Source organism: Corynebacterium phocae, from assembly GCF_008693075.1.
Classification (GTDB): Bacteria; Actinomycetota; Actinomycetes; order Mycobacteriales; family Mycobacteriaceae; genus Corynebacterium; species Corynebacterium phocae.
Window position 1 is genome coordinate 60,057 of the sequence record NZ_VXKJ01000030.1, and the last position, 19,776, is coordinate 79,832.

Annotated in this window: 16 protein-coding genes and 1 tRNA gene; 10 read left to right on the plus strand and 7 right to left on the minus strand. The window is 58.2% G+C overall.

The genetic code is table 11. The features are described 5' to 3' along the window. Window positions 1–55: 55 nt before the first annotated feature. Genes F4V58_RS02500 through acpS form a run of 4 tightly spaced genes read left to right on the plus strand, consistent with a single transcriptional unit; the run spans window position 56 to window position 3,187 of the window. On the plus strand, window positions 56–1,024 hold the full coding sequence (locus F4V58_RS02500) for a substrate-binding domain-containing protein (RefSeq protein ID WP_075733077.1): 969 nt from the start codon (window positions 56–58) through the stop codon (window positions 1,022–1,024). After that, on the plus strand, window positions 1,021–2,040 hold the full coding sequence (locus F4V58_RS02505) for an ABC transporter permease (protein WP_075733079.1): 1,020 nt from the start codon (window positions 1,021–1,023) through the stop codon (window positions 2,038–2,040). Before F4V58_RS02500 ends, F4V58_RS02505 begins: the two co-directional genes overlap by 4 nt. Then, window positions 2,022–2,789, plus strand: coding sequence for an ATP-binding cassette domain-containing protein (locus F4V58_RS02510; RefSeq protein WP_075733081.1), 768 nt, complete (start codon window positions 2,022–2,024; stop codon window positions 2,787–2,789). Before F4V58_RS02505 ends, F4V58_RS02510 begins: the two co-directional genes overlap by 19 nt. After that, the gene (acpS, locus tag F4V58_RS02515; protein ID WP_075733083.1) at window positions 2,786–3,187 is read left to right on the plus strand and encodes a holo-ACP synthase AcpS; all 402 of its coding nucleotides are present in this window, start codon (window positions 2,786–2,788) and stop codon (window positions 3,185–3,187) included. The genes F4V58_RS02510 and acpS overlap by 4 nt, the downstream gene beginning before the upstream one ends. Window positions 3,188–3,401: 214 nt before the next feature. Here the strand turns inward: acpS and F4V58_RS02520 are convergent, their stop codons facing one another. From F4V58_RS02520 to bcp, 3 genes are all read right to left on the minus strand, one after another. Beyond that, the gene (locus F4V58_RS02520; RefSeq protein WP_075733086.1) at window positions 3,402–8,657 is read right to left on the minus strand and encodes a Rib/alpha-like domain-containing protein; all 5,256 of its coding nucleotides are present in this window, start codon (window positions 8,655–8,657) and stop codon (window positions 3,402–3,404) included. 632 nt (window positions 8,658–9,289) lie between these two features. Then, complete coding sequence (locus tag F4V58_RS02525; protein WP_075733088.1) at window positions 9,290–9,922, minus strand: TetR/AcrR family transcriptional regulator; 633 nt, start codon at window positions 9,920–9,922, stop codon at window positions 9,290–9,292. Between the two features lie 9 nt (window positions 9,923–9,931). After that, window positions 9,932–10,405: a thioredoxin-dependent thiol peroxidase gene (bcp, locus tag F4V58_RS02530; protein WP_075733090.1), complete on the minus strand. Its 474-nt coding sequence runs from the start codon at window positions 10,403–10,405 to the stop codon at window positions 9,932–9,934. A 115-nt stretch (window positions 10,406–10,520) separates the two neighbouring features. Here bcp and F4V58_RS02535 point away from each other — a divergent pair, with 115 nt between their 5' ends. Further along, window positions 10,521–10,796, plus strand: a complete 276-nt coding sequence (locus tag F4V58_RS02535) for a DUF3618 domain-containing protein (protein WP_075733092.1) — start codon at window positions 10,521–10,523, stop codon at window positions 10,794–10,796. A 6-nt stretch (window positions 10,797–10,802) separates the two neighbouring features. Here the strand turns inward: F4V58_RS02535 and F4V58_RS02540 are convergent, their stop codons facing one another. After that, window positions 10,803–11,342, minus strand: coding sequence for an isochorismatase family protein (locus F4V58_RS02540; protein ID WP_075733094.1), 540 nt, complete (start codon window positions 11,340–11,342; stop codon window positions 10,803–10,805). Between the two features lie 27 nt (window positions 11,343–11,369). Between F4V58_RS02540 and F4V58_RS02545 the strand changes: the two genes are divergently transcribed. Continuing rightward, entirely contained in the window at window positions 11,370–12,644 is a 1,275-nt protein-coding gene (locus F4V58_RS02545) for a glutaminase (RefSeq protein ID WP_075733096.1), read from the plus strand. Here the strand turns inward: F4V58_RS02545 and F4V58_RS02550 are convergent. Continuing rightward, a complete protein-coding gene (locus tag F4V58_RS02550; RefSeq protein ID WP_075733098.1) occupies window positions 12,641–12,988 on the minus strand; it encodes a DCC1-like thiol-disulfide oxidoreductase family protein in 348 nt (115 codons plus the stop codon). The two genes, F4V58_RS02545 and F4V58_RS02550, sit on opposite strands and share 4 nt — an antisense overlap. A gap of 479 nt (window positions 12,989–13,467) precedes the next feature. Then, window positions 13,468–13,540: transfer RNA gene (locus F4V58_RS02555), tRNA-Lys, on the minus strand. Between the two features lie 247 nt (window positions 13,541–13,787). Between F4V58_RS02555 and F4V58_RS02560 the strand changes: the two genes are divergently transcribed. The 4 genes from F4V58_RS02560 (at window position 13,788) to F4V58_RS02575 (ending at window position 18,639) form a co-directional block, all read left to right on the plus strand. After that, window positions 13,788–14,993 carry a L,D-transpeptidase gene (locus tag F4V58_RS02560; protein WP_425429750.1) on the plus strand — a complete coding sequence of 402 codons (1,206 nt, stop codon included), beginning with the start codon at window positions 13,788–13,790 and terminating at the stop codon, window positions 14,991–14,993. Window positions 14,994–15,239: 246 nt separating this feature from the next. Continuing rightward, window positions 15,240–16,523 carry a Fic family protein gene (locus F4V58_RS02565; RefSeq protein ID WP_075733100.1) on the plus strand — a complete coding sequence of 428 codons (1,284 nt, stop codon included), beginning with the start codon at window positions 15,240–15,242 and terminating at the stop codon, window positions 16,521–16,523. Between the two features lie 45 nt (window positions 16,524–16,568). After that, a complete protein-coding gene (locus F4V58_RS02570) occupies window positions 16,569–17,948 on the plus strand; it encodes a TrkH family potassium uptake protein (RefSeq protein WP_075733102.1) in 1,380 nt (459 codons plus the stop codon). Next, complete coding sequence (locus tag F4V58_RS02575) at window positions 17,941–18,639, plus strand: potassium channel family protein (RefSeq protein WP_245803017.1); 699 nt, start codon at window positions 17,941–17,943, stop codon at window positions 18,637–18,639. The genes F4V58_RS02570 and F4V58_RS02575 overlap by 8 nt, the downstream gene beginning before the upstream one ends. Window positions 18,640–18,651: 12 nt before the next feature. Here the strand turns inward: F4V58_RS02575 and F4V58_RS02580 are convergent, their stop codons facing one another. After that, complete coding sequence (locus F4V58_RS02580) at window positions 18,652–19,692, minus strand: pirin family protein (protein WP_075733104.1); 1,041 nt, start codon at window positions 19,690–19,692, stop codon at window positions 18,652–18,654. Between the last annotated feature and the right edge of the window lie 84 nt (window positions 19,693–19,776).

The following is a 19,776-nucleotide window of genomic DNA, read 5'->3' on the forward strand; positions in this document are numbered from 1 at the left end:
AAAGTAGCAGGTCAGCCCATTTGTGTAGTGCCCGATAGTCGGGCACTATGCAGGGGTGAAAAAATTTGTAGCTAGTTTATCGGCTCTGGGGGTGCTGGCGCTGGCCGGTTGCTCAGCCACTGGCGGTGCGCCCCGGCCTGCCGCGGACGGGGAGCTTGCCGGCGGCGTGGACACCCCGCGTCGGACCGTGGCTTTTATCACGCACGGCGCGCCGGGGGACACCTACTGGGACCTGGTGCGCAAGGGCGCGGAGGACGCGGCCAAGAAAGATAACATTGAGCTGCGGTATTCTTCTGACCCGCAGGCACCCAACCAGGCCAACCTGGTGAAAAGCGCGGTGGACGCCGGCGTGGACGGGCTGGCGGTGACGCTGCCCAACCCGCAGGCCATTGGACCCATGGCCCAGCTGGCGGCGGACGCCGGGATACCCACCGTGGGGCTTAACTCCGGCATGGACGCCTACCAGGACTACGGGATGAGCGCGTTCTTTGGCCAGGATGAGCACGTGGCGGGAGAAAAAGCCGGGCAACGCCTGGCTGAAGAAGGCGCGGAAAAAGTTCTCTGCGTCATCCACGAGCAGGGAAACACCTCTCAAGAGGCGCGGTGCGCCGGCGTGGAGGAAGGCCTGGGCAGGCCCGTGGAGTTGCTCTACGTTAACGGCCAGGACCTCACTGCGGTGCAATCAACGTTGAGCGCCAAGTTGCAGCAGGACCGGGAGATTGATTGGGTGATGGCTTTGCAGTCCAAGGTGGCCTTGCGCGCGGTGGAGGCTAGCGCCGCCGTCAAGGTGGCTACCTTTGATACCGACGCGGAGTTGGTGACGGCCATTGGTGACGGCCGCGTTCAGTTTGCCGTTGATCAACAGCCCTACCTGCAGGGCTACTTAGCCGTCGATGCCCTCTGGCTGGCCCACCGCAACGGCGCCGCCGTAGGCGGCGGGCGCCCGGTATTTACCGGCCCCGCGCTGGTGGACAAGGACAACGTGGCGGCCATCGCCGCTGCCGCCAAGGAGGGCCTGCGGTGACATCAGATAATAGACTTTCCGCCCGCGGCCCGGTGGGGCAGTTGATCCGCCGCCCGGAGCTAGCCAGCCTGGTGGGCGCGGTCTTGGTGTTCGCCCTGTTCTTCGTGCTGGCGCCGGCGTTTCGATCCATCGATGCCGTCTCCACCGTGCTTTACGCCAGCTCCACGCTGGGCATAGTGGCCCTGGCGGTGGGCATGCTGATGATAGGTGATGAGTTCGATCTTTCCTCCGGCGTGGCCGTGACTTCCTCCGCGCTGGTGGCCACCATGCTCAATTACAACCTGCACCTCAATTCCTGGGTGGGTGCGGGGCTGGCGCTGGTGTTTAGCCTGGGCATCGGCGCGCTTAATGGCCTGCTGGTGGTGCGCACGCGGATTGCCAGCTTCCTCATCACGCTGGCCGCCTTCCTCATGCTCCAAGGGCTCAACCTGGCGGTGACCAAGCTAGTGACCGGGCAGGTGGCCACGCCCACTATCGCGGACATGGAGGGCTTTAACTCCGCCCGCGCGGTATTTGCCGGAACCGTCCACGTGGGTCCGCTGGCGCTGCGCGCCACCGTGCTGTGGTGGATAGCGTTCGTGGCCATAGCCTCCTTCCTGCTGTTTAAAACGCGCTTTGGTAACTGGGTATTCGCCGTGGGCGGGGACCAAGACGCCGCCCGCGCGGTGGGCGTGCCCGTGCGCCGCGTGAAAATCACGCTCTTTATGTTCGTGGGTTTTGCCGCCTGGTTCGTGGGTATGCACACGCTTTTTGCTTTTGACTCCATCCAGGCCGGGCAGGGCATTGGCAATGAATTTCTCTACATCATTGCCGCCGTAATTGGCGGCTGCGCGCTCAGCGGTGGGCGCGGCACCGCAGTGGGCACAGCCATTGGTGCTCTGATCTTTGGCATGACCAACCAAGGGATTGTCTACGCCGGCTGGAACCCAGACTGGTTCAAGTTCTTCCTGGGTGCCATGCTGCTCTTTGCCGTGCTTACTAATACCTCCTTCGCGAAATGGACGGCCCGAAAGTGATTGAGCTAAAAAACATCGAGCAAACCTACGGCAACTTTCAGGCTCTTTCCGGCATCAACCTCACCCTGGCAGCGGGCCAAGTGACCTGCGTCTTAGGCGATAACGGGGCCGGAAAATCCACCCTGATTAAAGTCCTGGCTGGCCTGAATCCGCCCACCGCAGGGGAGATCTTGGTGGATGGCAAGGCCGCCGCTTTTGCCAGCCCGCGGGATTCCCTCAACGCCGGGATTGCCACCGTTTATCAAGACCTGGCCGTAGTCCCCAGCATGTCCGTGTGGCGCAACTTCTTCCTAGGCCAAGAGCTCACCGGCGCGTTCGGGGTGCTGCGGGAGAATCAAATGCGGGAGGTTACGCTGCATCAGCTAGCGGAGATGGGGATTGACCTGCCCGATGTGGACATGGAGATCTCCAGCCTGTCTGGCGGGCAGCGTCAGGTAGTAGCCATTGCCCGCGCCATTTACTTCGGCGCGCGCTACATCGTGTTGGATGAGCCCACCGCCGCCCTAGGCGTCAAACAATCCAGCATGGTGCTGCGGTTTATCGACGCCGCCCGGGCGCGCGGCATGGGAGTGGTTTTTATTACCCACAACCCGCAGCACGCCTACTTGGTAGGTGATCATTTTGTGGTGCTCAACTTAGGCCGCGCCGTGCTCAATGCTCCCCGGGATGAGGTTAGTCTGGAAGAACTTACCCGTTGGATGGCCGGCGGCACGGAGCTAGATGAGTTAAAAAGGGAGTTGGGCAAGTGAGCTTTGCGGTGGGCGTGGACTTAGTACACATCCCGGGCTTTGCCGCGCAGCTAGAAGTGCCAGGCTCCCGGTTTGAAGCCGTGTTTTCCGCCCTTGAGCTGCGCGTAGCTGCGGGCAAAGGCACCCGCCGCGCGGAGCATCTGGCAGGCCGATGGGCCGCCAAAGAGGCCTTCATCAAGGCGTGGTCGCAGGCGCTTTATGGTGCGCCACCGGTGGTGGGGCCGGACGCTGTGGATTTCTCCCAGCTAGAAATCCGCCCTGACGCGTGGGGCCGGGTGGCCGTGGTACCCACGGGTGACCTGGCCCGCGCGGTAGCGGACTCCGTGGGTGCACTCTCCACCAGCTTGAGCATCAGCCACGACGGGGATTACGCCACCGCCACCGTCATCCTCTTCTAACCGCCCGCTGCTTGTTCCGGGGACCTATGCAAAGCTGCGTTTAAGCGATCTTCCCTGCGGTACTAAAGCACCCGCGCCAGAACCAGACTGGACCGGCGCACGGCGTGGAGGGCCCTTCGCAACCGGAACACTTTTATCCAAAGAAATACTAATGGCCCGCTCCGAAGGGGAGCGGGCCATCAACTATCTAGGGACATCCGGGAAAGCTAGGAGATTACTTCTGCTTTGGCTTAGCGGATGAGCCCTCAGATCCTTCCTTGTTGGCAACGGAGGAAAGACCGTCATAGTCATCCATGCAATTGCTAGCAATCTTGTCCGCGATGAGCAGGCCGATTGCGGTGAGCGCAATGCCAAATGCGGCGGTCCCAAGATCCCGGGCTGGGAAGTTTGGACCCGTGAACTTGCTTACGGCGTTGGCTAGGTCACTGTTGAAAATGCCCATCGAACGCTGAATCTGGGAGTTGACATCGCTGACCGCGCGGCTGACCTCGTACTGGAAACGCTCCAAACCAGGCAGGCGTACCTGGGTGGCAATTCCAAGCGGAATCAGCAGCAGTAGCGGAACGCCTACGCCAACTAGGGAAGCCACGCACTGTTCATTGATGGACGAAGAACCGGCTGGTGCCGGAGGAGTCTTGTCTCCACCCGGTGTCACAGTGATGATGATCTTCGTGCCGTCTTCGAGCGTGATGACGTAGTCGCCCGGTTTAGCGCCTTCGTCGAAGATGATGTCAACGCCGTTATTGCCCTCAGTGATCTGAACCGTACCTGGGGCAACTGGATTACCGTCTGGGCCAGTGATTCCGCCGTCGGCAATGGGGTTGCTGCCATCGGTATCAATGGTGATCTTGGTACCCGGCTTAACCGTAATGTTCTTATCCTCCGGTTCACGCGTCACAGTTGCGGTGACCGGGATGGACTCAGTGGAGTTATCAGGGTAGGTAACCTTCACCGGGAAGGTGTAGGAACCCGGCGTTGCGTCCTTGTTAGGCGTTACCTTGATGGCACCAGTGTTCGGATCAACCTCAAACTGTCCTGGGAAACGGTCTACACCGCTGCCAGGGGCGAAGGTGGTATCAGCTGGCAGATCCTTGCCGTTTTTATCATTAGGAGCAGGGATAACGGTGGTCTTGCCGCGTGGCGTTACCTGTGGTTTACCGTAAGTTGGGTCGTAGTCCTGTGCATTGGTGCTGCCAACACTCCGGGTCTTGGACTCAACTGTGAGCTTGGCCGTGGCCGTCTCACTCGATCCATCTGGGTACTGAACAACAACCGGGAAGTTAATCTTGGCATCTTTCGCGTCATTTGGAATAACAACCGTGATGTCACCCTTGTCATTGATGTCAATCCTGTACCCGGCCGGAATGCCATTCGGCTTGACAAACGTGGTACCTGAAGGAAGGTTAGTTTCCTTCTGCTTAAACTCTACCGTTTGGCCGGGAGCTGCCTTCTTGGGGTCGTATCCCGGCGAGTAGTTGCTGGCATCAGTGCCGTCCGGATCCGTGACATTGACCTTGATTCCCGTCACATCGGTCGAACCATCAGGGTAGGTCACCTCAACAGGAACAGTGATTTTAGTAATCGGGGCATCTACGTTCGGGGTGAAGGTTGCTGCGCCCGTGTTGGAATCAATTTCAACCGTGCCTGGGAACTGGTCAGCTCCAGCACCCGGGGCAAACGTGGTACCGGAGGGTAGTTTATCCGCGTTGTTGGGCAGTACAGGATCCGACTCCTCGCCGCGAGGGGCCTCTGCGGTCGGGTAGGTCGGGTTGTGGAGACTCGAATCCTTGTCCTCAACAGTGAACTTGGCGTTAGCCACTTCATCCGAGCCATCCGGGTAGGTGAAGCTCACCGGGATAGTGATGACGGTTCCCGGATTGGCATCCGCTGGCGAGGTGACAGTCAAATCACCGGTCGCGGAATCGACTTCAATAGACCAACCTTCTGGTGCTTTGCCAATCTCAGCAGTGGTGCCAGCAGGAAGATCCTTGTCACCAGTCTGCTCAATTTGTGTAGCTACACCAGCCTTACCCTTGGTTGGGTCATAGGACGGGGTATTTTCCGCCGCGTTATCTGGAGTCGGATTGTCGTTATCCTGCAAGTCAGGCTTACCGTTGTTGTTTTCATCGGTGATGCCGGTGTGGTTAGGATCTTCGTCGTCGGTGATGGATTCGTCGGCGTTGTTTTCGCCATCTCCGTCCCAGTCTTCTTCGCCGTCACCGGTGCCGTCACCGTCAGTATCTGGATCTTGTGGATCTAGACCCGGGGTGGCGTTTTCGTCCGCGTCGTTAACGCCGTCGCCGTCGGAGTCTTTGTCGTTGATATCCGGGGTGTTGTCACCGTCGGTGTCAGTGGTGTCGCCGGAGGTTTCATCTGACTCGTCTTTGTTTTTGATGCCGTCGCCGTCTTGATCCTCGTCACCGTCATTGGTGCCGTCACCGTCGGTGTCGGGGTTCTTTGGATCTAGGTTCGGGTCGGTTTCTTCGTCAGCGTCGGAGATTCCGTCGTTGTCATCATCGGTGTCCTCGTCATCGGGGATACCGTCGCCGTCGTTGTCGGGCTTGCCGTCCTGGAGGTCCGGTTTGCCGTTCTTAGGATCCTTGTCGGTGATACCTTCGTGGTCGGGATCTTCATCCGGGGTGATGGATTCGTCGGCGTTGGGCTTTCCGTCTTCGTCCCAGTCCTCTTGGCCGTCACCGGTGCCGTCACCGTCGGTGTCGGGGTTGGTGGGGTCTAGGCCGTCGGTGGCGTTTTCGTCTGCGTCGGAGACGCCGTCGCCGTCGGAGTCTTTGTCGTTGATGTCCGGGGTGTTGTCACCGTCGGTGTCGGTGGTGTCGCCGGAGGTTTCATCTGACTCGTCTTTGTTTTTGATGCCGTCGCCGTCTTGATCCTCGTCACCGTCATTGGTGTTGTCACCGTCGGTGTCGGGGTTCTTCGGATCTAAGTTCGGGTCGGTTTCTTCGTCGGCGTCGGAGACTCCGTCGTTGTCATCATCGGTGTCCTCGTCATCGGGGATACCGTCGTTGTCATTGTCGGGTTTGTCGCCGCCGTCAGTGTTGGGCTTGCCGTCCTGGAGGTCTGGTTTGCCGTTTTCGGGATCCTTGTCGGTGATGCCTTCGTGGTCGGGATCTTCATCTGGGGTGATGGATTCGTCGGCGTTGGGCTTTTCGTCTTCGTCCCAGTCCTCTTGGCCGTCACCGGTGCCGTCACCGTCGGTGTCGGGGTTGGTGGGGTCTAGGCCGTCGGTGGCGTTTTCATCAGCGTCGTTGACGCCGTCGCCGTCGGAGTCTTTGTCGTTGATATCCGGGGTTTTGTCACCATCGGTGTCGGTGATGCCGGTGTGGTTTTCATCCTCGTCCGGGGTGGTGGACTCGTCTTTGTTTTTGATACCGTCGCCGTCTTGATCCTCGTCGCCGTCATTGGTGTTGTCACCGTCGGTGTCGGGGTTCTTGGGATCTAGGTTCGGGTCGGTGTTTTCATCAGCGTCGGAGACGCCGTCGCCGTCGGAGTCTTTGTCGTTGATGTCCGGGGTGTTGTCACCGTCGGTGTCGGTGGTGTCGCCGGAGGTTTCATCTGACTCGTCTTTGTTTTTGATGCCGTCGCCGTCTTGATCCTCGTCGCCGTCATTGGTGCCGTCGCCGTCTGAGTCGGGGTTCTTTGGATTTAGGTTCGGGTCGGTGTTTTCATCAGCGTCGGAGATTCCGTCGTTGTCATCATCGGTGTCCTCGTCATCTGGGGTGCCGTCGCCGTCGGTGTCGAGTTTCGGAACGGTGACCTTTGCTGTGACATCTTCCTTAGAGCCGTCCGGGTAGGTTACCTCAACGGTGACTTCATAGTCTCCGTCTTTGGCGTCCTTTTTCGGTGTGACGGTGATTTCACCGGTTTTGGGATCAACCTTCACAGTTCCAGGAACATCGCTGTTCTTTTTCTCGAAGGTTGTATCCTCCGGGATATCCTTGCCGTTAGCGTCCGTGGGAGGAGCAATAACGGTCTCCTTACCCTGCGGAGCAGTAGCCTCCTTGTATTTCGGATCGAAGTTGTCTTTATCCTCCTTGATGACTATCACTGTGTGGGAATTACCTTTGGTGGTTCCCGCCAGAGCAAAGTGGACGTTGTTAAAGCTTCCCGAGGAATCGCGTTCCGGCACTGGATCAATTCCGGCGTTGTGCGTGTTCATTGGAACGTGGCCGTTGTCGTAAGGCCGCTCGTATGGATTCCAACCGTGGCCGTCTTCGAGGAATTCATCCGTTCCCCAGGGGTTGCGGAATTCTGGCACAGTCCAAGCAGAAAGGTTAGTCTTTACGCCTTCGTCGTCTTCGACCCACATATAGATGTAGTCAGCGATTTTGGGGTCCTCGAAGGAGGATTTCAAGGTGTACTCACCGGCATCATTGGTGGTTGCCTTGTAGACAGTGAAGTTCTCGGGATTCTGGCGCACGTACTCAGCCATGAGTTTATGGCGTTTTGGGAGCTTATCCCCATCATGGCGGAAGGCGTCTCTGCCTTGGTTAGTTTGTTGGCGGATCTCATTTAACTCGCGGTAAGCTTCAAGATTAGGAACTGCCTGGTAGACGGTCATCCCGGCGGCGGGGGTATCGATCCCGGAATCGAATTTCACGCCGTTGTCCGAGCTGTCGTTTTGGCCACCCCAATTGTTCTCAGACTCGGTGGAGTTCATAGTGTCAACCCACACCTTGCCGGAGTAGAAACGTACATTTCCGCTAGTGGGTTCGTCTACGATCTGGTCTCGCAGTTGCGTTGCTGCGGGAGACGCTTGGTAGACCTTGACCATGGTCTGACCCCAGGTCACCTCGTTGCCAGAATGTGGATCGGTGAAGTACTCGTGGATCTTTACCGTATTCTCGTTCTTGGGGTCAAAAACGTTTCCACCCGGGTTGGAGCGGACCAATGCCATCGGCTCGCCGATTTCCGGGTTGTTAGCAACGTTATCTTCGCCCAGCATGAATTGAATGTTGGAGGAACCAGGTGTGGTCGCAGAATTTTTAAGCGTGGGTTGACCATCTTTGAATTTGAAGGCGTAGACGTTTACATTTTCGAAATCAGATTCACGGACCATAGTTTTGTGAATTTTGGACCATGAACCGTCCGGCTTTTCATAGCGCATGTAAAGGATAGTGCCGGCTGGGACCTGGGTGTCGCGCCAGTGGGCGCGGAGGTCGGCCGCATTAACATTTGCCCGGTCGGCAAACTGAGCAGCGCCCCAGATGGAAGACTTCAAACGATTAAGTTCATCCTTGGTTGGGGTTTGACCGGCGTCGAAGGGGTCCGCGTCAATGATGTTGGCCGGATCCCACGCGTCTGCAGAAGGCATTTCGGCGTTGGCGGAGGGGATGATCTGGTTGGAGACGGCGGGCAGGCCCTGAATCCCAAGGGCCGCAGTGAGCACTGCGGCTGTGAATATAGTTCCGCGGCGTTTGCCACGGTAACGGAAGAGGGAAGGTTTTCTCATAAGACACTCCTGAGTAGGTAAATGAAAATTCCCCAAGTAGTTTACTAGAATTTCCCAGTTTTATACGGGTAGGGGTAACTGTGGGATTGGGTCCCTAGGTTGGCTATGTAATAGCCACTGGTTAATCCAACTTTTTAATATATTGATGAACAATGTGTTCGGGGGTGAGTTACATGTATATTCTCTGCGGTGCCTCTTTGGTGGTGAGGGGGCAGGTGGATGCGGGCCGGAGTGTAGCTAAGGGAAGCGGGTGGTGTGGGATTTTTGTTGTGATTGCTAAAACTGGAGAAATTGCTGGCGTGGGACCTTGGGCGTAGCACCTGCGGATATGTCGGATTGATAGTTTATGTGAGAACGAGGTTTAGTGAAAGATAATTTTGATTATGGTAGTAGGCGGCGCACCGGCCGGGGTGTACCTTTTGACTTCCTTGCGTAGGAAATGACCGTGAGGATAAAGTCCTGCCGCTAGTGGCGTGTGGATATCAATACAGGTTTAAATACTAGCTTTTTCGTTTTGCGTGATGGAATGGTTAGCGGCAGGCCGGCTGGATCTTGGTGGGGAGCTATGATGCAGGGGCGGTGGCGGGCTCCTAGTCTTAGGGTTCGCTAAGGATTTTGGGGGGCGGAGTTTGTTACGTGGTGGCCACTGCAAAAAGGTAGGCCAAGAGCATGCGTTTTACTTCTGCCACGATGGTGTCAAAATTCTCTGGCTCACCGCTGGCGGCGTAATTGAGCATGGACACTACTGAGTGGACCAAGAACCCGGATAGTTCCATGCGCTGTTCGTAGGGCATTCCGTGGGCTAGTGGGCGTAGCATCTCCGCTAGGGGCTCTAACATCTCGCGTTCCGTGGCTGCGGCCGTAGCGCGGGTGGCGGGTGTGGATTGCACGGCGTGCCACACGGCGCGGCGTGACGGGTCTTTCTGCCACATGCTGGCCAGGTGGTCGATGAACTCGTTGAGAAAATCTGGCCATTGCAGGGCGGGGACGCGGTCGGAGAACCGGCTGAGCTCCGCTAAGTTCTCAGCGGTATCCTGCCGGTCCAGTTCGCAGATTAGGACGTATTTGTTGGCAAAGAACTGGTACAAGGTGCCAATGGGCACTTCTGCCCGGCGGGAGACTTCATCAAAGGTAAAGGACTCAAATCCGGTTTCCACCAAAACTTCACGGGCCGCGCTTAGGATGCGGTCAAAGCGCGCGCGGCTGCGCGCCTGCGCGGGGCGGCGGCGCGGAACGAGGATTTCAGTCTTTTCCGTCTGGGTCATGGACTTGAATTACAGGTCGATCTCTTTGAGGATGCGGGCCACATGGCCGGTGGCGCGGACGTTGTACTTGGCTAGAGCAATGTCGCCTGCCGGGCTAATGAGGAAAGTGGAGCGGATGACTCCTTGGACTTTCTTCCCGTAGTTTAGTTTCTCCCCAAAAGCACCATAAGTCGCCATGACTTCCTTATCCGGGTCTGAGAGCAAGGTGAAATTCAGGCCGTGGTCGGCGCGGAATTTTGCCAGTTGTTCCGGAGAGTCAGGGGAGATACCCACCACGGCGGTACCCGCGTCATTGAGCTGGGCCAGGGAGTCGCGGAAGTCGCAGGCCTGCTTGGTGCATCCCGGGGTGTTGGCGCGGGGATAGAAGTACATCAACACGCGTTGACCAGCGAAATTTTCCAGGCTTACCTGGGTGCCGGTGTCATCTTTTAAGGAGAATGCTGGGGCTTGGGAGCCAACGTGCAAACGGGGTGTTTCAGACATAGTATCTAGCCTACAGGTTTAAACGTTGTGCCTAATCGCGGCATGGCTGGCTCAGGTAAGCTAATCTGGCAAGAGTAAAAGATTTAACCTGAAGACTAACTAATAGGAGTACACCGTGGCACGTAGCATGGATGACATTCAGCGCGACATTGAGCGCACCCGCCGCCAGCTGGCAGGCACCCTGGATGAGCTAGCCCACCGCACTAAGCCTGAGACTTTGGCGGAGGACGCCAAGGCGCAGGCTGTCAACAAGTTGCAGGACCAAAATGTTCAGATTGCTCTGGCGGGCGTTGCCGCAGCTGTTGTTGGCCTAGTAGTAATCAGCGTGGCTCGCTCCCGCAAGCGCAGCAAGGATCTCAAGGAATTGAAGAAGTTGCTGGCCTCCCGCTAAGCAGCGCTACTTGATTGCCGCCCCCTGAGCTTTGAGCTCAGCCAGGGCGGCCTTTGCGCGTTCGGGGTCAACTGGTGAGCAGTATTCTTCCAGTACGGTGACGGCAAAGCCCTCCCGGAGGGCGTCGGCGGCCGTTGCTTTGACGCAGTGATCGGTGGCAATCCCCACGATATCTACGCTGCCGATACCCCTTTCCCGCAGCCACTGCGCTAACCCCACGCCCTTGGCGTTGGCCCCTTCAAATCCGGAATACGCGGCCGTGTATTCGCCTTTGCGGAAGTATTCTTGGGCCGGGCCAATAGCCGGGTGCATCTGCGCGCCCTCAGAGCCCACTACGCAGTGTGGTGGCCAGGAATCCACAAAATCTGGGTCTGCGGAGAAGTGGTCCCCGGGTTCGATATGCCAATCTTGAGTGGCAACTACCGTGTCATACTTTTTCTGCAGTTCAGAGATTTTCTCCGCTACCTCATTGCCGCGGGCGGTGCCAAGCGCCCCGCCCGGGCAGAAATCTTTTTGGACATCAACTATCACCAGTGCACTGTTCATGGCCCAGATTCTATACGCTATAGGACGATGAAGACTCCAATTCCGTATTACCTGGCCCAGATCCTAGACAAAGTCCGCCCGAATGAAGGCGGAGAAGTGGCGGACTATATTCCGGAACTAGCCACAGCGGACCCAGATATTTTGGGGGTCGCGGTGTGTTCTGCCACGGGGCACGTGTACCACGCCGGTGCTGGTGAGCACCGCTTTACCATGCAATCTATCTCGAAGCCGTTTGTCTACGCGCTGGCGCTGCAGGAGTTTGGCCTAGCAGCCGTCCGTGAGGTGGTAGGCATGGAGCCGTCGGGGGAGGCCTTTAATGAGCTTTCGCTGGGCGGGGACCACCGCCCGGTCAATCCGTTGATTAACGCCGGCGCAATTGTGGTCAACCAGCTTATTGATGGGGTGGATTCCACGGTTGAGGACCGCGTGGAGACTATCCGCTCTTTCCTGTCCCGGATGGCGGGGCGCGAGCTGGAAATTGATGAGCAGGTCTGCCAGTCCGAGGTTGACACCGCAGAGCGTAATCTTTCTTTGGCGCATATGCTGCGCAGCTATGGAATTATCCAGGACACGGCACACGACGCCGTGCTGTCTTATACCAAGCAGTGCTCTATCTCCGTGGACGTGCGCGACTTGGCGGTGATGTCCGCCACCCTTGCTAACGGCGGCCAGCAACCGGTGACGGGGGAGATGATTCTCGACGCCGATGTCTGCCGGCTCACGCTCGCAGTTATGAGCTCCTGTGGCATGTACGATGGCGCGGGGCGGTGGATGGCGGAAGTAGGCATTCCGGCCAAGTCGGGTGTCTCAGGGGGACTGCTGGGTACCTTGCCGGGGCAGCTGGGCGTGGCCACGTTCTCACCGCGCCTAAACCCGGAGGGCAATAGCGTGCGCGGTGAGGAAATTTTCAAGCTGCTGTCCGCAGACATGGGACTGCACCTGATGTCCACGGAGCGCCGCTTTGGGGTGTACCCCATCCGCGAAATCGAACAGACCGCTGAGGAGGCTATCTTTTACTTGCAGGGCCACATCAACTTCACGGCGGCTGAAGCGGTGCTCTACGAGCTCCAGCAGGACAATTTCCGTGGGGCGCGCCTGGCGCTGGACTTTGAGCAGGTTACCGGGTTCAACACCATTGGCCGCCGGATGCTCAAAGAGGGCCTCCGCCGCTTCCGGGAAGCCGGCGTGGACGTAGCCGTCATTGACCCGCGCGCCCGCATGACCAATCTGGAGATGTCCGACGGCACCATGGTTCCGGTAGCGGAGCCGGATGACTACCAGATTGCTGGGGAAGGTACCTAGCTCAGGCGGCAGGTGTGGGTGCCCAGCAACCGGCTGAGGCGGGCCCTGTTGCGGGCCACCGCCCAGTAGAGCAGCCGGGGGATGACAGGCAGCCCGGCTAGCCGCCCGAGCGCCCGGGCCATCCAGCTGGCACCAGCGTCCTGCAGGCAGTGTGCGATGGCGGCGTGGCCAAAGAAGTAGTGCCCGCCGTTGGAGTAGACCGCGTGCCGGCGGATCTCTGCGGTTACCGCAGCCGGGTCACTTGGGGTGCCGCCCGTGACCTGCAGCTCCGGCCGGCACCACCGTTGCAGCACCCGCGCACTTGCTTGGCAGAAACCGCAATCGGGGTCAAAATAAAAATGCATACGCTTTAGCCTAGCGGGAAGCCTGGGACTTGTGGCGCTTTCAAAATGAGTGCTTATCTTGTTGCGACTTAGTGCCCGCCGATGGTTGTTCATTGGTAGTTAGCGCGAAGAACGTGCTCTTTGGGGCATTATCTTCCAATGAACGACTTTTTCTTAAGCGAACTTTGTGTCAGCGATGCGGATTCTGGGTGGCTATGCCAGGGCAGAAGGAGCTGAGCATTCCCCAGCGTGTCTTTTTCGGCAACAAGGGCGCCCGGATTTGGTGGTTGTCGCAGTTTCTACACCTGTGGCCGATGGTTGCGACCGGTTAAGTGCGCAGTTTCTGCCCGGCAAACCTAACCCTAAAGCTCCGGAAATCCTTGCAGCCCCCTCAAAACCTCTATCCGCCGCCGATTTATATTCAGGTAATTTTTTGGGCGGTTTGAGGGTTGAATGATAAAATTCCCCCGGTAGAAAAATCCATCTACCGGGGGAAACTGTGCGCCATCAGGGACTTGAACCCCGAACCCACTGATTAAGAGTCAGTTGCTCTGCCAATTGAGCTAATGGCGCTTATTAAATTTGTTCCTACAGCGTTTAGGGTTTAAGCCTTGGGGCCTTGTCCTTTGCTGTGCAACGAGAAATAACTATAGGCATTTTCTCCGAAACTTACAAATCGCCTGGTGGAGGCCTCTTTTTCCGCGCTGGGTGTGTTGGGATAAAGCGGAGGGGAGTGTGCGTCTGGCCTTGGGCGTTTAGGGGGTTTAAGATGATAGGTTGACTCTTACGCTTTTTAATACCCGTGATTTAAGGTTGGACTGTGGCTTTTTTGCGACATCGGTTGATTTTCCCTTCTGCTCTGCTTGCTCTAGTTACGCTATCTGCCTGCTCGGCGGCTTCTGACCTGGCTGTAGTCGGTGATAAAGAGGCGCACGCTGAGGCGGCGCAGAGCAAGGAAACAGCAACTGCGGCCAAGCCTTCGCATCCCCCGGTGGTCTCTGTTAAAGACGGCGCGCAAGACGTGGATGTGGACACCGTAGTCAAGGTGACCTCCAAGGGTGAGGGCCTGGCGGAAGTAACCATGACCAATGAGGAAGGCTATGAGGTTGAATCAGAGCTCTCCGCAGACGGCATGGAATGGGAAACGGCAGAAGTTTTGGGAATGTGGCGCACCTACACGGTTGAGGCCACCGATAAGAACGGCAAAACTACCACCTCCACGTTCACTACCATCAGCCCGCAAAGCACTACCGGGGTGGCACTTGGCCCGCTAGCTGACTCGACCGTTGGGGTGGGGCAAACCATCTCCTTTAGGTTTGCCGCCCCGGTCCAGGACCGTCAGGCCGCCCAGGACGCTATGACCGTTGAAACCACCCCGCACGTTGAAGGGGCTTTCTATTGGATTAGCCCTTATGAAATCCGCTGGCGCCCGGAGGAGTACTGGGAGCCGGGAACTAAGGTTAAAGTCTCTGCTGATATTTACGGCAAAGACCTTGGTGGCGGAATGTATGGTGACGCTGACAATGAAACGAACTTTGAGATTGGTGACCGCGTCATTGCCATCGTTGATGACAACACCAAGATGATGGAAGTGTGGAAGAACCAGCAGTTGCAGCGCACCATTCCCGTGTCTTTGGGGCGCAATGAGGCCCGCTGGGCCACGCCTAATGGCCGTTACATCATTGGTGACCAGCACGCCTCTTTGGTCATGGATTCGATGTCCTACGGTTTTGCCTACGAAGACGGTGGTTATAAGACCGAGGTTGACTACGCCACCCAGATGTCTTATTCCGGAATCTATGTCCATGCCGCCCCGTGGTCGTTGTGGGCGCAGGGGAACACGAACACCTCTCATGGTTGCATCAACGTCTCTACTGCTGATGCCCAGTGGTTCCAGCAGTTTGTTAAACGCGGAGACATCGTCTACGTCAAGAACACCGTGGGCGGCACGCTACCGGGAGACGAGGGCCTGGGGGATTGGAACATGCCTTGGGAGCAGTGGTCCAAGGGCAACGCGGACGCCTAAGCCACGCATCCACCCTGCGCGATCAGATAACCGGTATCCGATCGCAGAACCGGCTACGGCGATCGGATAACTGGTATCTGATCGCGTAGGTCCTCCGAAGGATCGGATAACCGGTATCCGATCATAAAATGCGCTAGGGTGATCAGATAACCGGTATCTGATCTTGGGGCGCGTTAAAGAGATCAGATATTCCATATCCGGGTGCCGACCTTTTGAACAAATATTGCGCAGATAGGACAGTGGAAAATGTCACGTTATGAAAGCCGTAACTGGGTGCCGGCAGATGGTTCGGGGCTGAGCCGGAGGGACAAAGAAGGTGGGGAATATCACGTATTTTTCCCTGACAAAATTTTATCCGACGATTTTAGAGATATCGGGATTACTCCGGAGGTAGCTCGGAAAGCAGCGCAAGTTGAGCGTTCGGTCGCTCGTCTTAGTAAGGAGAGCAACTCAGCTAGCTTCGAGGGAATCGCCCGCCTGTTGTTGAGGTCAGAGGCTATTTCATCCTCCAAGATCGAGGGGATCGCACCGAATGTAGACAAAGTCGTGCTAGCCGAGTTGGCGCAGACAGAGGATGTTCGGGGGTTTAAAGACAATGCCGAATCCGTGGCAAGGAATCTCCAGGTCTTGGATGGAATTGAGAGGCTATTCGCTACAGAAGATGAGATAACCCCTTCCCTGCTAGAGGACTTTCAACGGCAGTTATTGGGTGAGAATACAAACATTCCTCTGGGATACCGCAAGATTCAGAACTGGATTGGTGGCAGTGACCGCAATCCGATTGGAGCTGATTTTGTCCCGCCACCACCGGGAGCGGTAGGCGAGCTGATGGAAGATCTATGCGCTTATCTCGATGGGGCCTGGCATGGGGTCTTGATTCAGGCTGCAATCGTCCACGCGCAGTTCGAAACAACCCATCCATTCGCGGATGGAAATGGCAGGGTAGGAAGGGCCTTGATTCATGGCGTTATCCAGCGCCGGAACCTGACCGCAGGCATGGTTTTGCCCATCAGTGTGGTTCTGGGAACACAGTCACGCAGCTACATTGCCGGCCTCGAAGCCTTCCGAGCAGGCAACCTCACTGCCTGGCTGGAGGTATTTCTTGACGCAGCAGCCCAAGCCGTTGCGCAGGCAGAAGCGATCTCTGAAGATTTGAAATCGGTTACTGGCAAGTGGGCGGAAAGGATGGAAGAGTACCGGAAAGCGGAGGGAAGGTCCAAGGCTTTGCGCTCTGATTCCGTTGCAGCCCGGTTGCTTTTGGGCTTGGCAGCGCACCCCATTGTTACGGTCGCGGCCGTGCAGAAGCTCTACGGGGTGAGCCCGGCTAGGGCGCGCGAGGCGTTGGAGAAACTCACAGCGGCGGGAATTGTCCGGGAGAAAATCGTGGGCAAGGGGCCCATCAAGGGCTACTACGCTGATGACGTCTTAGACCTCATTTCTCACGCAGACAGGCAGCTTGCCAGCAGTCAGTTCGACACGCGTTTGGCACCGCCGCCCGGCCGGGCAGCGCCTGCTTTAAAGCAAGAGTAGGCCAATTTCTGCACCAAGACCCGCAGCGGACTATGGTATTGCTTCATGCACAAACGGAAAGTCCGCCGGGCCATAAAGCCCGCGCGGTTGGTGGCACTGGGTTTTGCCGCCATCATCGTGGCCGGGACCTTGGGGCTGATGAGCCCCCTGGCCACCAATTCTGGGCACGGCACGCCGTTTCTGGCGGCGTTGTTCACGGCGACATCGGCAGTGACTATGACTGGCCTGGCCGTGGTGGACACGCCCGTGCATTACAGCGTGGTGGGGCAGGGGATTATCGCCGCCCTCATCCAGGTGGGCGGGTTTGGCATCATGGCCATGGCCTCCTTGGTAGGCATGGTTATCACCGGCCGGCTGGGCCTGCGAACCATGGTGAACACGGCCGCGGAAGGCCGCGCGCTAGCTACCGGGGAAGTCCGCCGGACGCTCATGGCCACGCTAAAGGTCACCGCCGTGGTGGAGATTGCCACCGCCGTCGTGCTAGCCGTGCGCCACCACCAGGGCTACGGGGACTCCGTGGCCGGGGCTGCCTGGTTTGGCGTCTTTCACTCCATTTCCGCCTTTAACAACGCGGGCTTTGCCCTCCAATCAGACAGCCTGACCAGCTTTGTGGGTGACGTGTGGATTATCGCGCCAATTTCTTGCGCCATCATCATTGGCGGGCTGGGGTTTCCGCTGTTGGCGGAGCTATTTAGGCGCGTGAAGCTGCAAAACCGGCTCCACCGCGGCAAAGAACTGGTGGCCCGGCCAGCGCCGCTGAGCGTCACGGCGCGCACCACCCTGTTTGCCACCCCGGTGCTTTTGTTGGTGATGTTCCTGGCCGTGTGCCTATGGGAATGGAACGGCGCGCTAGCCCACCTGCACGGGCCGGATAAACTGCTGGCGGCTGTATTCCAGGCCGTGACGCCGCGTACCGCCGGGTTTAACTCCGTGGACTTCGGGGAGTTTCACCCCGCTACCTTGCTGGTAACAGATATGATGATGTTCACCGGGGCCGGTTCCGCCGGCACGGCAGGGGGCGTGAAAATTACTACTTTAGCGGTGCTGCTAGCGGCCATGCTGGCGGAATTTCGCGGTGAGCGGTGGACCTCCATAGCCAAGCGGCGGATAGAACCGGCGGTGGTACGCCAGGCCCTGACCGTGTTCGCTTTCAGCTGCTTTGCCGTGGCCATTGGCGTGTTGGCAGTGATGACGCTGGACCCGCACTTTGCCACGGATAGGATAATCTTTGAGGTGGTCAGCGCCTTTGGCACCACGGGCCTATCCACCGGGATTACCGCCAACTTGAGTGCGGGATCCCAGGGCGTGCTCATCATGTTGATGTTCTTGGGCCGGCTTGGCCCTATCACCCTTGTTGCTTCTTTAACCTCGATCTATAGCGCTCGGGGTTATGAATACCCAGTAGAAAGGCCGTTCATTGGTTAACTTCTTTCCCCACCGCCTGCACGCCAAACGCAGCATAGACATGTCCCCGGTGGTCATCCTAGGTTTGGGGCGCTTTGGCATGGCCCTGGCGGAAGAGCTGGTGCTCTATGGCGTGGAGGTCATGGCCGTGGACACGGAGGAGCGCCGGGTCAACGCTGCCTCCCGGACACTGGCGCACTGCGTGGTAGCTGACTCCGTGGATATTGAGGTCCTGCGCAAACTGGGCGTGGATGAGGTTCAGCGCGCGGTGGTGGCCATTGGGTCAAACCTAGAAGCCTCCATTTTGAGCGCTTCTAACCTGGTGGAGCTGGGCGTGCCCAATATCTGGGCCAAGGCGGACTCGGACGCCCACGCCCGGATCCTGGAGCAGATTGGTGCCCACCACGTGGTGCGCCCGGAGCGTGACACCGCGCGCCGGGTGGCGCACCTGCTGGACGGGAGCTTCCAGGACTACGCCGAGTTTGATGAACACCACGGGGTTATCAAGATGGTGCCGCCACGTAGCGTGTCTAGGCACCACAACCCGAATGATTTCCTCTACAACGAATACGGGGTCTACGTCACCTCGTGCCGGATCCCTGGCAAGGGCTGGCTGCCGGCCGCTAAGTGCGATATTTCCGCCGCGGACTTAGCGCTTTTTGCCGGTGATCCCGCCAAGCTGGAAGCCTTTGCCAAGGCGGCTGGAAACTAGTCCGGGGGCGCGCTAGCGGCCTTGTCCCGCGCGGGCTACGGGGTCGGGGTTCTTGCGGGGCTTGATGCTGGCGTTGGGCAGCTCTGGTGAGGGCAGTCGCACGGGGCTGTCAGGAGTGCGCCCGATGTAGCCCAGGACTTTCCCAAACCGTGGGGAGTGGGCTTCCCAGTCGGCGCGGGCTTGCTCGATATCCTGGTAGCTGCGGCCCACAAAGTTCCACCACATCACAATTTCTTCCCCGAAGGGAGTCCCGCCAATGACCAGCATGCGCGCCGGGGTGTCACCGGGGTTGTGGAGGTGGATAGATTTCTCCGCTACCCCCAGGTAGGCAATTTCGGTGCGATTGACGCCGATGCCCTCTACCTCCAGCGTTCCCTCATCCAACAGGATTCCATGTTCGAAGTCCGGGTTCACCGCAAGGTTCAGGGAGCTGCCGGGGTTGAGGTTGATTTCAGCGCCCACGACGGGGGTGTAGGTCTTGACGGGGGATTTCTGGCCCAGGAGTTGGCCTAGGAATACCAGTGCGCTGCCGCCGCTGCTGCCGCTGTCGCTGGGAAATTCGTGGCGCTGTGGGCGGTAGTTTTCAAAGTTGCGTCCGCCGTGGCGGGCGGGGTCTGGTTGGGCTAGCCAGAGTTGGACACCGTGGAGAACTGTGGTGTCTTGCGTGGATACCTCCGAGTGGCAAATGCCGTTGCCGGCGGTCATGAGGTTGACCTCCCCGGGAAGAACCACGGCGTGGAACCCGGCGGCGTCGTGGTGGGTGATTGCCCCCTCGAACAGCCAGGACACGGTCTGTAACCCAATGTGGGGGTGTGGGGCTACGTCCATGCCGCCGGTGGTAGCTACGTTATCTGGGCCGTAATGGTCTACGAAGCACCAAGCTCCTATCATGGAGCGCTGGCGCTGGGGGAGCGTGCGTTTAACCGTCATGGCCCGGGGCCCGCCTAGGGGGACGTCGCGGGAGGTGAGGATTTCTACTTTGGCGCCGTTGTGGCAGCTGGCGGCACGCGGCCGGAGGTTGGTTTCTTGGGGGTTTTCTTCAGGGTTAGACATGGGGGTGTCTTTCAGTAGCAGTGTTTAAACTTCAAGGTTTAAATAATCATAGGCTGAGCGCGAGCGCTTTTGCATGTTTTATGC